Annotated in this window: 13 protein-coding genes; 4 read left to right on the top strand and 9 right to left on the bottom strand. The window is 41.2% G+C overall.

The window, feature by feature from the left end:
* Nucleotides 1-4: 4 nt before the first annotated feature.
* From mfd to DWV68_RS00915, 6 genes are all read right to left on the bottom strand, one after another.
* A complete protein-coding gene (gene mfd, locus DWV68_RS00940) occupies nucleotides 5-3,553 on the bottom strand; it encodes a transcription-repair coupling factor (protein ID WP_118664785.1) in 3,549 nt (1,182 codons plus the stop codon).
* Between the two features lie 12 nt (nucleotides 3,554-3,565).
* Entirely contained in the window at nucleotides 3,566-4,126 is a 561-nt protein-coding gene (pth, locus tag DWV68_RS00935; protein WP_117698657.1) for an aminoacyl-tRNA hydrolase, read from the bottom strand.
* Nucleotides 4,114-4,866: a sugar phosphate nucleotidyltransferase gene (locus DWV68_RS00930; protein ID WP_022243623.1), complete on the bottom strand. Its 753-nt coding sequence runs from the start codon at nucleotides 4,864-4,866 to the stop codon at nucleotides 4,114-4,116. The genes pth and DWV68_RS00930 overlap by 13 nt, the downstream gene beginning before the upstream one ends.
* 435 nt (nucleotides 4,867-5,301) lie before the next feature.
* The gene (gene spoVG, locus DWV68_RS00925) at nucleotides 5,302-5,571 is read right to left on the bottom strand and encodes a septation regulator SpoVG (protein WP_117698655.1); all 270 of its coding nucleotides are present in this window, start codon (nucleotides 5,569-5,571) and stop codon (nucleotides 5,302-5,304) included.
* Between the two features lie 39 nt (nucleotides 5,572-5,610).
* Nucleotides 5,611-6,729: a glucose-1-phosphate adenylyltransferase subunit GlgD gene (gene glgD / locus DWV68_RS00920; RefSeq protein ID WP_117698654.1), complete on the bottom strand. Its 1,119-nt coding sequence runs from the start codon at nucleotides 6,727-6,729 to the stop codon at nucleotides 5,611-5,613.
* Complete coding sequence (locus DWV68_RS00915) at nucleotides 6,726-8,000, bottom strand: glucose-1-phosphate adenylyltransferase (protein WP_118664783.1); 1,275 nt, start codon at nucleotides 7,998-8,000, stop codon at nucleotides 6,726-6,728. The genes glgD and DWV68_RS00915 overlap by 4 nt, the downstream gene beginning before the upstream one ends.
* 292 nt (nucleotides 8,001-8,292) lie before the next feature.
* Between DWV68_RS00915 and murC the strand changes: the two genes are divergently transcribed.
* From murC to DWV68_RS00895, 4 genes are all read left to right on the top strand, one after another.
* Nucleotides 8,293-9,672, top strand: coding sequence for a UDP-N-acetylmuramate--L-alanine ligase (murC, locus tag DWV68_RS00910; RefSeq protein WP_118664781.1), 1,380 nt, complete (start codon nucleotides 8,293-8,295; stop codon nucleotides 9,670-9,672).
* A 283-nt stretch (nucleotides 9,673-9,955) separates the two neighbouring features.
* Entirely contained in the window at nucleotides 9,956-10,984 is a 1,029-nt protein-coding gene (locus DWV68_RS00905) for a DnaD domain protein (protein ID WP_022243628.1), read from the top strand.
* Nucleotides 10,985-11,018: 34 nt separating this feature from the next.
* Nucleotides 11,019-12,011 carry an ATP-binding protein gene (locus DWV68_RS00900; protein ID WP_118664779.1) on the top strand — a complete coding sequence of 331 codons (993 nt, stop codon included), beginning with the start codon at nucleotides 11,019-11,021 and terminating at the stop codon, nucleotides 12,009-12,011.
* A 71-nt stretch (nucleotides 12,012-12,082) separates the two neighbouring features.
* The gene (locus DWV68_RS00895) at nucleotides 12,083-13,270 is read left to right on the top strand and encodes a ribose-phosphate pyrophosphokinase (RefSeq protein ID WP_022243630.1); all 1,188 of its coding nucleotides are present in this window, start codon (nucleotides 12,083-12,085) and stop codon (nucleotides 13,268-13,270) included.
* A 63-nt stretch (nucleotides 13,271-13,333) separates the two neighbouring features.
* On the opposite strand, the gene DWV68_RS00890 is transcribed toward DWV68_RS00895, so the two are convergent.
* The 3 genes from DWV68_RS00890 to DWV68_RS00880 form a co-directional block, all read right to left on the bottom strand.
* Entirely contained in the window at nucleotides 13,334-13,816 is a 483-nt protein-coding gene (locus DWV68_RS00890; protein WP_117698652.1) for a DUF6465 family protein, read from the bottom strand.
* A 20-nt stretch (nucleotides 13,817-13,836) separates the two neighbouring features.
* A complete protein-coding gene (locus DWV68_RS00885; protein WP_117698651.1) occupies nucleotides 13,837-14,091 on the bottom strand; it encodes an HPr family phosphocarrier protein in 255 nt (84 codons plus the stop codon).
* 185 nt (nucleotides 14,092-14,276) lie between these two features.
* On the bottom strand, nucleotides 14,277-16,811 hold the full coding sequence (locus DWV68_RS00880; protein ID WP_117841364.1) for a hypothetical protein: 2,535 nt from the start codon (nucleotides 16,809-16,811) through the stop codon (nucleotides 14,277-14,279).
* Nucleotides 16,812-16,957: the final 146 nt, after the last annotated feature.

Genomic DNA, 16,957 nt, shown 5'->3' with positions numbered 1-16,957 from the left:
GCAGTTAAGCATCCTTTTTTATGGTTTTTTCTACTAAAATCGTCTGCACATCCAACACAAACTGGCGGATATAGTCGATACTGCTGCCTGATACTGTCCGGCTGTTGGTTCCCCGGTTCAGCACAAAATACGGTCCTTTCTGATCCGGTATAAATTTCAACGCATGATCATATTTTGACAAAAGTTCCGGTATTTTTGCCGGATTCACCGCAGCTTTTTCATACATGACAAAACGCACCGTATTGCCACGCTCTACCACTTCCTTCATATACGCCTGATGCGCCAGCACTTTTATCAATGCAATGGAAAGAAGGTTTGTCACTGATTTTGGTGGGTCTCCAAAACGGTCTGTCAGCTCATCAAGCATCTCATCACTTTCCGAATCATTTTCAATGGCTGCAATTCGTTTATAAATATCCAGTTTCTGTGTCTCGTTTGGAATATAGGATGGCGGGATAAATGCATCCATTTCCACATCTACTGTTGTATCGAAGCTTTCTTCCACTCCGATTCCCTTTTCCTGCTTGACCGCTTCATTGAGCATCTTGCAGTAAAGGTCATAACCGACTGCCTCCATGTGTCCGCTCTGCTGTGCTCCCAGCAGGTTTCCGGCTCCACGGATTTCCAAATCCCGCATGGCAATCTTAAAGCCGCTTCCAAGGTCTGTATATTCCTTGATTGCAGCCAGACGTTTCTCTGCGATTTCTTTTAACATCTTATCCCGGCGGTACATTAAGAACGCATATGCCGTCCGGTTGGAACGTCCTACTCTTCCGCGAAGCTGATAGAGCTGTGACAGTCCCATATTATCCGCATCATGAATAATCATGGTATTTACATTGGAAATATCAAGCCCCGTCTCGATAATCGTTGTGGATACCAGCACATCAATCTCTCCGTTGATAAACTGATACATAATATCCTCAAGTTCCCGTTCCTTCATCTGTCCGTGGGCAAATGCCACATTGGCATCCGGCACCAGTTCTGAAATTTTCGCTGCCATTTCTGCAATCTGGTTTACCCGGTTAAATACATAATAAACCTGTCCGTCTCTTGCTAATTCCCGGCAGATTGCCTCCCGCACCATTTCTTCATTATATTCCATGACATAAGTCTGGATTGCCACACGATCCATCGGCGGCTCCTCTAAAACACTCATATCACGGATTCCGATAAGGCTCATATGCAATGTCCTTGGAATTGGTGTTGCCGTTAAAGTCAGCACATCCACATCCTTTTTCATCTGCTTGATTTTCTCTTTATGAGCCACACCAAAACGCTGCTCCTCATCGATAATGAGAAGTCCCAAATCCTTAAATTTCACATCCTCAGAAAGCACTCTGTGGGTTCCGATAATAATATCCACCATGCCTTTTTTCAAATCTTCGATGGTTTTCTTCTGCTCTTTTGGGCTGCGGAAACGGCAAAGCAAATCTACTCTTACCGGGAAATCTTTCATCCGCTGGGCAAAGGTATTATAGTGCTGCTGCGCCAGGATTGTGGTCGGTACTAAATAAACTACCTGTTTTCCCTCCTGCACCGCCTTAAAGGCAGCACGGATTGCCACCTCCGTCTTGCCATATCCTACGTCTCCGCAAATCAGACGATCCATAATCTTGGTGCTTTCCATGTCCTTCTTGGTTGCTTCAATGGCAAGTTCCTGATCTTCTGTCTCCTCAAATGGAAACATCTCTTCAAATTCCTTCTGCCATACAGTATCCGGACCATAGACATAGCCTTCTTTGTTCTGCCGGATAGCATAGAGTTCCACCAGTTCGTGGGCAATTTCTTTTACCGCACCACGCACTCTGGTTTTTGTCTTATCCCAGTCCGGGCTGCCCAGCCGGTTTAGTTTTGGTTTCTTGGCATCGGAACCGGCATATTTCTGAATCAGTTCCAGCTGGGTTGCAAGAATATAAAGATTGCCTCCCTTGGCATATTCAATCTTGATATAATCCTTGACTTTTTTATCGACTTCGATTTTCTCGATTCCACGATAAATGCCAAGGCCGTGATTTTCATGTACCACATAATCACCTACATGAAGGTCACGGAAGCTCTGTATCTTTTCTCCCTCATAGAGGCGGTGTTTCTTCCGTTTCTTCTTTTCCTGCCCGAATATATCACTTTCTGTGATAACCGCAAATTTAATCAGCGGGTATTCGTATCCACGTTTTACTTTTCCATAGGCAGTTAAGATTTCTCCCGGCTGCAATTCCCGTTCAAAATCTTTGGCATAATAACAGCTTACCTCTTCTTCCTGTAAATCCTTCGCCAGATGCTCTGCCCTTGTCTTAGATGCGGATAATACAACGACCCGGTATCCGTTTTTCCTATAATTCTTTAAATCCTTCACCAGCGTTGCAAAGCTGTTATTATAGGAATTCACACCCTGCACCTGAATATGGTAACGGTTCGTAATGTCTAACTCCCGCACCTTCATATCCAGTGCTGCCAGTGCAAGTCCGTGGAAACTCTGCATCTTCGCAGTAATTTCCTTTCCGGTAAAGAGCGTATCTGTCTGTCCCGGCAGGATATAACCCTTCTCCAAGCGCTGCTTCATGCTCTCTTCAAATTCCTGCTCTGTCACTCTGCCCTTTTCCATCAGCCGGGCAGGTTCATCCAGGACTAAAAGAGTCTCGTCCTTGCCAAAATAGTCCAAAAGGCTTACCGCCTCCGGGAAGAAATATGCAAGACTGCTGTCCAAATTAGCTGCACCACCTAATTCTTCTATCTCTTCTTCCAATGCAGCCGCCGTCTGTTTGATGCGATGGCCTTCTTCATTTTTCATCTGCTCGCGGAACTTCTTTTCTGCTTTTACCGCTTCCTGGCGGATTTTCTTTAAGCCTGCCTGCTTCCGTTCTTCCGTCAGCACCAGTTCCGTTGCAGGATACAACGTAATCTCTTCCAGATTCTCTATGGAACGCTGGCTCTCTGCCTCAAAACTTCGCAGGGAATCAATGGTATCTCCCCACATTTCAATACGCAGCGGATTTTCTTCCGTCAGAGGATATATATCAAGGATTCCTCCACGCACCGCAAATTCTCCCGGCATTTCCACCTGATAATTGCGCACATACCCCATCTGCAAAAGCCGCTTTGTCTCTGCCTCAAAGTCTAATTCGTCTTCCACCTTATAAGTACGCACCGCTTCTTTAAAGGCTTCCAGTCCTGCCATCCGGTTCATCAGTCCGTCAAAAGTCAATACCACTGTAACCGGCTTCTTTTCGGATAAACGTTTTAACAGGGCAATCCGCTCTCCGGTAAGCTGATTACTTCTGATATCCGACTGATAAAATAAAATATCCTTCGCCGGGAAATAGAGAGTCTCCCTGTCAAAAAAACGATAATCTTCTAAGATTTCCCTTGCTTTTTGCTCGTTAAAAGTAACGATGATTTTATTTCTAAAACCATCGTTCGCCGCAAATACCATATGTGCCTTCTGCGCATCCATGCATCCGGATATCTGAACGATACCCGGACTGCTCTTTAGCTGCTTTAAGGCATTTTGCAATTCTTCCAGTTCCGAAAGGGGCTGCAAAAATACATTCATAATGTTCTTCCTTTAATTATAGTCATTCATTGCCTGTTCGATTTTTCCATCGACAATCAGTTCTACCGCAGATACCGCATCTAAAAATGCTTCCTCTGCCAGTTTCCGGTCTGCCTTATCCATATGGCCAAGGACATGGTCTGCCAAATCCCAGCCCTGTGGTTTCTCACCGACACCTACCTTGATCCTAGCAAACTGCTCTGTTCCCACCTGCGCAATGATATTTTTAATTCCATTGTGTCCGCCGGCACTGCCTTTTTTACGAATCCGTATTCTTCCCGGTGCCAGGCTGATATCATCAAAAATCACTAACAATTCACTGGCCGGATCCACTTTATAGAAATTTACTGCTTCAGCGATGCTTTCTCCGCTTAAGTTCATAAAAGTCTGTGGCTTCACCAGAACAACTTTTTCACTTCCGATCATTCCTTTGCCGCAGATTGCTTTATACTTTTTTTCGTCCATCCTTATATTATATTTTTCTGCCAGTACATCCATGACATCAAAGCCAACATTATGTCTGGTATGTTCATATTTCTTTCCAGGATTTCCAAGTCCCGCTATAATGTACATTCTTTCTTCCTTCTTCTGATGATTTCTGCAGCTGATTCTAACTGCTTCTGGTCATTTACTCCATTGATGTCTTCCGGGCTTTCCAGTGCAAATGCATCTACACGAAGTCCTTTATCCTTTAATATCGTAAGCGTATCCGGCAGATAATATTCACCCTGTGCATTATTCGGCTGAATCTTATCCAATGCCTGTGATAATTCCCAGGTATTAAACACATACATTCCGGAATTAATCTCATGGGATTTCAACTCTTCCTCGTTTGCATCCTTATGTTCTACGCTCTTTATAAATTCTCCTGATTCATTGCGGATAATTCTTCCGTATCCGGTCGGGTCATCTATCGTTGCTGACAATACGGTTACTGCATTTTTATGCTGGATATGATGCTCCAAAAGCTGCTTTAAGGTTGCAGATGTAATCAGTGGCGCATCTCCAAAAAGAATCAGTGTATGTCCATCTTTTCCCAGAAAATCCTTGGCACATTTTACCGCATGACCAGTTCCAAGCTGCTGCTCCTGCAGTACAAATGTTACATCATCTTTATGTGAAATGGTATTCTCTACCTCTTCATGCTTATAGCCTACCACCAGACAGATATCCTCCGCTCCTGCTCCTTCTGCCGCTTCAATTACATAATCTACCAGACACTTTCCGTCTATTGTATGCACTACTTTCGGAAGGTCTGACTGCATTCTGGTTCCCTTTCCAGCTGCCAATATTACCGCTTTTAATGCTTCCATATTTTTATCCTCTTTATTCCTCTCCGGCTTTCTGCCGAAAATACTGTTACATTTTAGTATACTTCTTTCTCAGAAATTTGTCATCCTTTTTTCCAAAATATGAAATAGATGACAATGTAAATCTGCCGTGGGGCAAATGGAAAAGCGAAAAAGACTATAAGGAGCACTAAGAATTTTGAAAAAATTTTTATCAGTTCTGACAACCGGCGCAAATCAACATCCATGTTGCTTGCTCCTCGCCGGCACTTCCCTGTGCCGGCGTTGTCTGTTTTCGCCCGAAATTCCAAGTGCTCCTAACAGTCTTTTTCATGCTTTCTCATTTGCCCCACGGCATATTTATACTTCATTCTATCAATTGTTCAAAAAAAGAAGTGTGAAAAACAGGCTGCCACATTTCTGTGACAGCCTGCTCGTCTTCCTTATTCTATGTACGTGTTACGCCTCCTCAGCTGCGATTTCACTTTCGTACTTTTCTAAAATAATCTGCTGTATCTTATTTCTGGTATCTGAGTTAATTGGATGTGCAATGTCTCTGTATTCCCCATCAGCAGCCTTGCGGCTTGGCATTGCAATGAAGAGTCCCTTCTCTCCGTCAATCACCTTGATATCATGTACAACAAATTCTTCATCTATGGTAATAGATACCACAGCTTTCATTTTACCTTCTTTTTCAACTTTACGTATTCTTACATCTGTAATCTGCATTATGTTACCCCCTTCACGCCTTTCTCTTAAGTCTTCTGCCTACAGTGCATATCTGTCATTGCGCTCAAGTACAACCTTTACTCCGTCGTCACCGCAATAATACGTGTTGGCTTTCAGCGTTCCACGGCTTTCCACGATACAGTTTTCAATATGCGTATTATCTCCAATGTATACGTCATTGAGAATAATGGAATTCTTGATTACACAATTCTTTCCTACAAACACATTTTTAAACAATACAGAATTTTCTATTTTACTGTTGATGATACATCCACTGGAAATCAGGCTGTTCTTCACATCAGAACCTGCATTGTATTTTGCTGGTGGATAATCATCTACTTTCGAATAGATATGCGGTGTCTCACGGAAGAAGTAATTTCTCACATCCGGTTTCAGGAAATCCATATTTGTATTGTAATATGAATCTACTGTTGCAATATTGCTCCAGTAATCTTCCATTTTATATCCATAAATTCGTTTCATATTCTTATAACGAATCAGAATATCTGTAACGAAATCCCATCTGTCTTCCTGACCGCTCCGCTCTAACATTTCAATCAGCTGTCTTCTGCGGATGATATAAATACCGGTAGAAATTGTATTAGAGCTGGATACCATAGGTTTCTCTTCAAACTCTGTGATTCTGGATTCTTCATTCATGCGGATTACACCAAAGCGGCTGATATCTGCGCCTTCCGGCATATCCTTGCACACAACAGTTATATCAGCTTTCTTCTCAATATGGTAATCCAATACCTTATTGTAATCCAGCTTGTATACACAATCACCACCTGTAATAATTACATATGGCTCATGACGTTTTTTCAAGAAATCAATGTTCTGGTACATTGCATCTGCAGTTCCTCTGTACCACCAGCTGTTGTCAGCGGTTACAGTAGGAGTGAAGGTATAAAGACCTCCCTGTTTTCTTCCAAAATCCCACCATTTGGATGAACTTAAATGTTCATTTAAAGAACGTGCATTATACTGAGTCAGCACTGCAACGGTCTGAACATGTGAGTTGCTCATATTACTCAATGCAAAATCAATGCATCGGTAACTTCCACCGATTGGCATTGCTGCAATTGCACGCTTGCTGGAAAGTTCCTGCATACGATGATTGTTTCCACCTGCTAAAATTAATCCTAATGCCTTCATATTCTGTCACCTTCCTTAATAATAGCTCCACCGCCTGCTAACATTCCATCTGGATAATCTGACGGTTCCGTCACTCCGGAAATCGCTGTATTTTTTCCAATTGAAACTCCGTCTGGTATTACAGAATCTTCTCCGATAGTAACCAGATCCGATGCATATACTTTCTCATTTAATGTGCTTGGTGCATACTCACCTACGCCTAAGTGGCAGTCTGCTCCAACAATGGTCTTATCTGCAATAATGGATTTCTCCACCACAGTATTCTCTCCAATCACACATTCTTTCATGATAATGGAATTGTGTACCACCGCACCCTTTTCAATCCGGACTCCTGCACCAATTACAGAATTCTGCACTTCTCCATAAATTTCAGCACCTTCTCCGATAATGCTGGTATCCACCTTGGACTCTGCTGCAAGATACTGCGGAGCTACATTATCGCTCTTGGTATAAATCTTCCAGTATTCTTCATAAAGGTTAAATTCCGGAATCAGATCAATCAATTCCATATTTGCTTCCCAATAGGATGAAAGTGTTCCAACATCCTTCCAGTAACCATTGAATTCATAAGCAAATAAACGCTTTCCATTCTCGTGGCAGTATGGAATAATATGTTTTCCAAAGTCACAATTGCTCTGATCCTTCATGGCAATTAAACTGTCACGCAACACTTTCCAGTTGAATATGTATATTCCCATGGATGCGAGGTTACTTCTCGGATGTTCCGGTTTTTCCTCGAACTCTTTAATTTTTTTATTTTCGTCTGTTATAACCACACCAAAACGGCTTGCTTCTTCTATTGGAACAGGCATTGCTGCAATTGTTACGTCTGCATTATTTTCCTTATGGAAATCAAGCATTACTTCATAATCCATCTTATAAATATGGTCGCCTGATAAAATCAGCACATAATCCGGATTATAAGTCTCCATATATTTCAGGTTCTGGTAAATCGCATTTGCTGTACCAGTATACCATTCACTGTTATCACTTCTCTCATATGGTGGAAGAACCGTTACTCCTCCGTTATTACGGTCTAAGTCCCACGGAATTCCAATTCCAATATGTCTGTTTAATCTCAATGGCTGATACTGTGTCAGCACTCCGACGGTATCAATACCTGAGTTGATGCAGTTGCTCAATGGAAAGTCGATAATACGATACTTTCCTCCAAATGCGACTGCAGGCTTCGCTACACCGGAAGTTAATACTCCAAGACGGCTTCCTTGTCCGCCCGCCAAAAGCATGGCTATCATTTCTTTCTTAATCACGTCATTCACCTCTCGTCATAAAATCAGGTCATTTTGGTATAACAAAAGTATAACACACTGCCCATATGTTGTACAGCATTTTGTATAATTATTTTATCTTTTTTTGCAAATTTTAGTCATTTTAGACAATTTTCAAACATTTCTTGTCATTTTTACAAAATCACCTCCATTATTTTGCATTCTTTTTTCCTGACAGACAAAATAGATTTGCAAATTCCCTGCATATGGTTATAATATTAGGAAGAAATCTTTTCTCAAGAAACGAAATTATAAGTCAGGCAGGTAAAGAATTATGTATTCATTAAATTTTGAAGAACCTATTCATGTACATTTTATCGGTATTGGCGGTATCAGTATGAGTGGTCTTGCAGAAATCTTGCTGGAAGAAGGTTTTACCATTTCCGGTTCTGATGCAAAGCAGTCTGCGCTTACCGACAGCCTTGCAAAAAAAGGCGCAGCCATTTACATTGGCCAGAAAGCATCTAACTTATCCATCCGTCCTGCACTGGTTGTCTATACTGCTGCCATCCGCGAGGACAATGAGGAATTTAAAGCAGCCGTAGATGCCGGTATTCCAATGCTTTCCCGTGCAGAACTGCTTGGACAGATTATGGATAACTATAAGAAATCCATTGCAGTTGCCGGTACCCATGGAAAAACCACTACCACATCCATGATTTCACAGATTCTTCTTGTTGCAAAGGCTGACCCTACAATCAGTGTTGGTGGTATCTTAGAAGCAATCGGTGGAAATATCCGCGTAGGTGGTTCAGAAGTATTCATTACCGAGGCCTGCGAATATACCAACAGTTTCCTGCATTTTCATCCGAAATACAGTATCATCACCAGTGTGGAAGCTGAGCATCTCGACTTCTTCAAAGATATCGATGATATCCGCCGTTCTTTCCATGAATTTGCCGGAAATACTGCACCTGATGGTGTATTAATCATCAACGGCCAGATTGCAGCTTTAGATCAGATTACCAACAATTTGTCCTGTAGCGTCACTACTTATGGTTTATGCGAAAACGATGACTTTTATGCTAAAAATATTACTTATAATGACCATGCCTGCGGCACATATACTCTGATGCACAAAACCGAAGACTTAGGAACCGTTTCCTTAAGTGTTCCAGGCAAGCATAATGTCTCCAATTCACTGGCTGCCATTGCGCTTTGCTTAAATCTCGGTCTTCCTTTGGATGTTATCAAAAAGGGACTGCTTCAGTTTGGCGGCACCAAACGTCGTTTTGAATACAAAGGAACAAAGAACGGTATCACCGTTATCGATGATTATGCCCATCATCCGACTGAAGTAGCTGCTACATTAACCGCAGCCCGGAATTATCCACACGGACGGATTATCTGCGTTTTCCAGCCACACACTTATTCCAGAACCAAGGCATTCTTAAGTGATTTTGCCCGGGTACTTTCCATGGCAGATATTGTAGTCCTTGCAGACATCTATGCCGCCAGAGAGAAAAATACGATCGGAATTTCTTCCAAAGACCTTTTGGCAGAGCTTCAGAAAAACGGTCAGGAAAGTTATTACTTCCCGTCTTTTGATGAGATTGAAAAATTTTTATCGGAAAAATGCATAAACAATGATTTGTTGATAACTATGGGGGCCGGAGACGTGTATCTTATAGGAGAACACCTGCTTCAGCAGTAGTTATCCACATTATCCACATCGTAATTCACATTTTTGTGAATTATGGATGTGGATTTTTTTGTTTACATAATGTATTTTTGAAAATCGCCATTCTATCTGCATTAACCGCCAAACTGCTCCCATTTCAGTTACCATAATGCACTTTCAAAAGAAAGTTATCCACATTATTCACAATTCTGCGCAAATGTGGAAACCCTTGATTTTACTGGATTTTTGGTTAAAATAAGACTTCTCAATTTTAGATTCATATGCTATAATGTGGTCGGTGAAAGAGGGAGTTCTTATGACAGACATAACATTACATACGAAAAGCAAATCCACGGTTACCTGCGTATCCAATACCTTTATTGATGAGTATATGGCAGATGCCAATGGAGAATTTGTAAAAATTTATTTATATTTACTCCGCTGCATCAACGCAGCTGAGAATTTTTCCATTTCTAAGATGGCTGATAAATTCGACCATACAGAAAAGGATATTAAACGTGCCTTAAAATACTGGGAGAAGAAACACTTACTCCAGTTAGAATATAATTCCGGCGAACAGCTTACCGGCATCTGCCTGTGTGAGCCTGTTTCTGCGGTTACGCAGGATTCTGAACATGCAGAAAAGCCTACGGAAGCATCTTCTGTAGATATCCGTCCATCCTATACGAAAGACCAGATTCTGTCTTTCCAGAATGATGAGGCTTCCAGCGATTTATTATTCATTATTGAACGCTATATCGGACATCCTTTGTCCATCAAAGATTATGAAACCATTCTTTACTGGTCAGATGAATTAAAATTCTCCACAGACCTGATTGAATATCTGGTAGAATCCTGTGTGGACAACGGTCATAAGAGCATCCGCTATATGGACAAGATTGCCCTTTCCTGGTCTGCTTCTTCTATCCGTACTGCGGAAGATGCCAGACGTTCTTCCAGTGCCTATAAGCAGACACATTATGGTGTCATGAAGGCATTTGGAATCAGCGGCAGAAAACTGGCTGAATACGAACTTGAACTGGTAGATAAATGGACCAGCCAGTTTGGATTTACACTGGATATCATTTCCGAGGCATGCAAACGGACACTGCAGGCGACAAATCAGCCAAGCTTCCAGTATGCCGATACCATCTTAGAGAACTGGCATAAATGCAATATCCACCATTTAGAGGATATTGCTATATTAGACACTGCTTACAAAAAAAGCAAGGCATCTTCTTCCCGCAATGTCACCGTAAACAAGACTGCCGCCAACCGGTTTAACAATTTTTCACAGCGTACCTATAATTTTGAACAGCTTGAAAAACAGCTCTTAAATAATTAAGACACTTTTTTCAGGAATACTAAAGGAGCATTTCATGTCTCTTAATAATTCACAATACGATACTTTAATCCGGCAATATAATGCCAGACAGTTTCACAATCAGCATCTTCTGGATGAACGCATTCAGGAAGTCTACGGAAAATGTCCGCGCCTTACAGAAATAGACAACGAGATTTCTTCTATCTCAGTAGCAAGTGCAAAACAGCTTTTATCTGATGATGGAGCAGAAGATTCCTCTGTTCTCTCTTCATTAAAAGAACAGCTTGCTGCTCTTCGCAGGGAGAAACGGAATCTGATTGCTTCTCTGGGCTATCCGGCTGATTATCTGGAACCGGTTTATACCTGTAAGGACTGTAAGGATACCGGTTATATTGGAAATGAACGCTGTCATTGTTTTGTACAGGCTGCCATTGATTTAGTCTATACGCAGTCTAATGTAAAAGATATTTTAGCAAAAGAGAATTTTTCGAATTTCTCTTATGCATACTATTCCAAAGAGCAGATAAATCCCACAACCGGATTATCTGCTTATGATACTGCAAAAAAAGCTGTTGCAGACTGTAAGTCCTTTATCGAGCATTTTGACACCTCTTTTGAAAATCTCTTTTTCTATGGAGCAACCGGTGTCGGTAAGACTTTTCTTTCAAACTGCGTTGCCAAAGAGCTTTTAGATAAAGGTCATTCCGTTATTTATTTTACAGCTTTCCAATTATTTGATATATTTGAAAAGGACACTTTCCAGAAGGACGCTGCAGCTTCTGCTGCCGGACAGAATATCTTCGACTGTGATCTTTTAATCATTGATGACCTTGGAACCGAGCTTGCCAACTCCTTTACGGCATCCCGGCTTTTCCTGTGTCTGAACGAACGTATGCTGCGTCAGAAATCAACATTGATTTCTACGAATTTAAGTATTGACCAGCTTGCTGATGTATATTCCGAGCGTATCTGCTCCCGCATCTTCAGCAGCTATACGATGATTAAGCTTTTTGGGGACGATATCCGTCTTAAGAAAAAGCTGCATTAATTACGCATTCAATTAGATGCTATATCTATTGAACTATATAAGATAAATTATTTCTATGGAGGAACCTATTCATGTCAAACAGTGAAAGAAACTTAGAAACCCTTCCTACTGGTTCTCTTGGAATTATTCCATTACAGAGCTGCCAGGAATTAGGAGAAAAAGTTGACAAATACCTTGTCAAATGGAGAGACGAAAGACAGCATCAGCACCAGAATGATGCAGCTTTTATGGGCTACAAACGTGATTCTTATATCATTGAAGCAGTTACCCCTCGTTTTGGTTCAGGCGAGGCAAAGGGAATGATCAAAGAAACTGTTCGTGGTTATGACCTTTATCTTATGGTTGATGTCACCAACTACAGCCTTACTTATTCTCTGTGCGGTCAGACAAACCATATGTCCCCAGACGATCATTATCAGGATTTAAAGAGAATTATTGCTGCAATTGGCGGCAAGGCAAGAAGAATTACTGTTATCATCCCATTCCTTTATGAAAGCCGCCAGCATAGAAGAAGCACCAGGGAATCTTTAGACTGTGCACTGGCTTTACAGGAACTGGTTGCCATGGGCGTTGACAACATTATTACATTTGATGCACATGACCCTCGTGTCCAGAATGCAATTCCTTTAAAGGGTGGTTTTGAAACTGTTCAGCCTGCATACCAGTTTATCAAAGGTATCTGCAAAAACGTTCCTGACTTACAGATTGATTCTGACCACATGATGATTATCAGCCCGGATGAGGGTGGTACCGGACGTGCAATTTATCTTTCCAGTGTACTTGGTCTGGATATGGGTATGTTCTACAAACGTCGTGATTACAGTAGAATTGTTGACGGACGTAACCCTATTGTCGCACATGAATTTTTAGGTTCTTCCGTAGAAGGAAAAGATGTTCTGATTATCGATGATATGATTTCTTCCGGAGAAAGCATGATTGACGTTGCAACCGAACTAAAGAAGAGAAAAGCAAACAGAATCTTTGTCGTTGCAACCTTCGGACTTTTCACCAATGGTCTGGAAAAATTCGATAAAGCTGTAGAAGATGGAACTATCTACCGTGTAGTTACCACCAACCTGACTTATCAGACTCCGGAGCTTTTAAGCCGTCCATATTATATCAACTGTGACATGAGCAAATATATTGCTTATATTATTGATACATTGAATCATGATGCTTCTATCAGCGAGCTCTTAGATCCAAACGAGCGTATCCAGAAGCTTATAAAGAAATATAAAGCTAATCAGAAAAAGAAATAAATAACAACAGCAAAAATGGCTTCGGAATTCCGAAGCCATTTTAATATCATGGGCAAAATAAAACTAGAATAAGTTAACCTTGCCTGCATATGTATCGTTTATAACATAGTATGCTGCATATTCTTCCGGTTTTAAATAAACCTTTAAAGACTTGATGCTGGATGCTCTGTGTCCGTCTGCTGTGAAAGCTTCTTTTGCTCTCTCAATCACGTTTGCAACAACATCTTCATTACCATCAAACTGAACAAATACTTCCGGTACAAGTTCTTTCTTCTCTACCTTAGTAGTTTTCTTAGCCGCTGCTTTCTTGGTTGCTTTCTTTGCGGTAGTCTTTGCTGCTGCTTTTACAGTTGTCTCTGCTTTCTTTGCTGTCTCCTCTGCCTTCTTAACTGTCTCTTCTGCTTTCTTTACTACGGTTTCTGCTTTCTTCGCTACAACTTCTTTTGCTTCTGCCTTAACCTCTTCTGCCTTAACTACTGCCTTTGTCTCTGTAGCTTTTACTGCTGCCTTTACTTCGGCTGCTTTCTCAACTGGTCTCTTCTGCATTATAATTCCCTCCCTGAAAATTAATCACACACTAAAAACTTCTCCATTGCTAAAAGAGCTTCTTCTTCATCATTCCCCTCTGCAACAATGTTAACCGTCATTCCTTTGGACGGATTAAATGCCATAATTCCCATGATGCTCTTGGCATTAATTTTACGGTTATCACTTTCCAGAGTAATATTGCTGTCAAACTGGCAGGCAACCTGAACCAACTCTGCAATTGGATTATCGTGTTTTTTTGAAACGTTTGAAACTGTAACTTCTTTTCTACTCATGTTATCTTCCTCGCTTCTAAGTAGTACAATTAGTACAAAAGTTAATATATCCTACACGAACAGATTTTGCAATAGACTTTGTGAAAATACAGCACTAATACCGAAACTGCCAAAAAACTTCGGCTTTTTTTAGGCAATTTTATACGTTTTTTGCGTCTTTTTCACGCCTGTCTCTGCCTGCATCCCTATTCTGCCATTTTCATATAAGCAAAATATACATTACCTGCTGTATCAAATAAATTCTGTGCATCCGTCATTGACATCTTCTCTGTTGCACCGGTTGCCGGATTATAAATATAGACTCCTGCGTTATCATAGCCTGTAATCAATACAGCTTCGCTTCCACTGTTCATGGCAAATACCGGTGTTCCCAGATTGACATAATATAACACTGCATCCAGATCGCTTCCGGTCAAATCAATGACTACAGAGTCCTGCAGGGTATCCTTTAAAATTTGTTTTGGTGTATTTCCGGATGTCATCAATTCTCCTACACCAACATTTAATCCCTGCATCGAAAGCATACCATTGATTGCTTTTGCTATCGTTGTTCCGGATGCGTCTGCATCACCTATTGTAATCGTCAGTGGTGACTGGGAAGATTTTCTTGCCCTCTTCCAGATATACTGCTGTCTGCTTCCTACCACAACGCCCACATTATCATTTGCCACTGCAATGGCTTTTGCCGCATTATCTGTTGCCAGCACTACTCTTCCGGCAGAATAAGCATAATAATAATCTGTCTCTTCCGGCTCTTTCAGATTCACATTTCTCGGTGACTCCAATACAATCCGTTTCGGAGTCAGAAGACGATCCGAGCTTATCTCTTCTTCCTGTAATAATTGCAGCTGCAGCTGCGTCTGTTTTCGTTCCGTTACCGTACTGTGAATGCTGACTACTTCTGCAGAATCTCCCTCACGATTCATAATCGTATCCTGTTCTGCCGGAACATAAGCCATACCGTTATATTGTTCCCGGTTCAGATAAATAGTATAATCCACAACTTCTACAGACGCTACATAATATCCATCCTTATGATAATCTTTTAACACTCCGTGTTCTTCATCATCCGTATCTACAATATAAATATGATTCATCGGGAACTGTACATTTCCGGCAGAATCTGTATACACATCACTGTCATCTGCCTCTCCATAGATAAAATCATCTTCCATAAATGCCAGTGGCCGGATATACGTTCCTGCTGCCGCTGCCACTTCAAAGCTTTTCGAATTCTCCAGATTCAGAACAGTAATTTTCGAACCGCTGTCACTGTTGCCATCTGCAATATAAGCAACAAACTGGTTATTCTCTGATACCGCATAATTTCCTGTTTCAAATCCGCTGACTACTTCCTTTTCTTTGGTAGTAGCAAGATTAATCTCATACAGTGTCCCACCCATCATAATGTAGAACATTCCACTTTCATTTTCATACATCAGCTGTCCCAGTTCTGATTTCAGCACTTCGTAAGAGTGGGTGGATGGTATAAACAGTTCCTCTTCTACTGTATTTGCCACGCTGTCATAATGATAAACACCTACACCCACCTGACCTTCGTGGTTTCCCCTGTTCATATAACCATACACAACAAAATCAGCACTTCCTGTTTCATCCACCTTAATAATCCGGATATCATGTTCCTTATGATTTTCCCTGGAATCAATCCCCTCATAACCACGGAAGCTGAACACCTGGGAAAGCTTTTTTTCTGTCGCATTGTAACACCAGAGTTCTCCTTCTTTTACAAAACAGAGAATACTTCCTGTCTCATTACTCTTATATTCCACATCGGACGAACATATTCCAAGCTGTAAATAATTCTCATAAAAATCATCATTCTCTGCCCGGAAAATTTCATCCATGGTTCTCTCAAAATTCAATAGATACATCCGGTCATTGGTATAACGGACACGGTAATATTCTTCTACATTATAATATTCCAGTTCCCCATTATCTCCGGTTGCCGTCACTACATAATCCAATAGAATTACATTATAGGAATTATTGATTTCTTTGATGCTTACCGATGGGTCCGTCAGAACGGTCCCATTGAATTTATCCCATGTTACCTGTCGCAGTGTGGAATGAATACTGACATTGGCAAGCGTGGTATTATCCGCAGAAGAATCCGGTTCCATATAAGTTGCCAGAGAGCCGCTTCCATCCTCCTGAAATGTTTTTTCATGGAAATCTTTTGCAAAATCAATGCTTTCCTTCACATAACAATCCTGCGGTTCAATAATCCTTGTATAATAATTTAAAGTATCATCCCCATGCAGTAAATGTATAATCAACAGATATTCTGCATTGGAATCCAGAAGATTCTGAATCGGAAGGTCTGCTGTAATCACTCCATTCTTCTGGGAATAACTATCTACCTTCGCATCTGCAATAAGACGCTTAGTATCCATACTCCGGATCTCATAGGAAAGTTCATCCACTGCATAGCTTCCATTCTGAACGCGGATTGGAAGCAGCCTGTCCGTATCAATCGGCGTAATGCTGTCCCTCATGTAAACTGCATTCATTTCATCTACATACCCGTAGAGTTCATTGATTTTCTGCTCTTTATAATAAAGCTGGACAGTCGGCAGCGTTGCCTCCTCCAGTTCCGTTGTCATATCGGGATTTGTTTTATTTGTCAAAAAGCTAAACACTACGGTTGATACCAGAAACACACCTGCTAACACCAGTGCCCGAATCATTCCTTTATTCATCTGTATTCCTCATCTTCCTAAACTACGAAAAACACGCTTTGCGAGTTCTCGAGTTATCGCGGCGCTCGTCAAATCTGCATGCAGGCATGCGATTTTTCTCGCTACTCACGTAAACAAACAATATAGCCATCAAAAAACGACAGCTA

The sequence above is a fragment of the Roseburia sp. AF12-17LB genome (genome assembly GCF_003479605.1).
Lineage (GTDB): Bacteria > Bacillota > Clostridia > Lachnospirales > Lachnospiraceae > Roseburia_C > Roseburia_C amylophila.
Note: the sequence above shows the minus strand (reverse complement) of the source record. Positions and strands in the feature narration are given on the sequence as shown.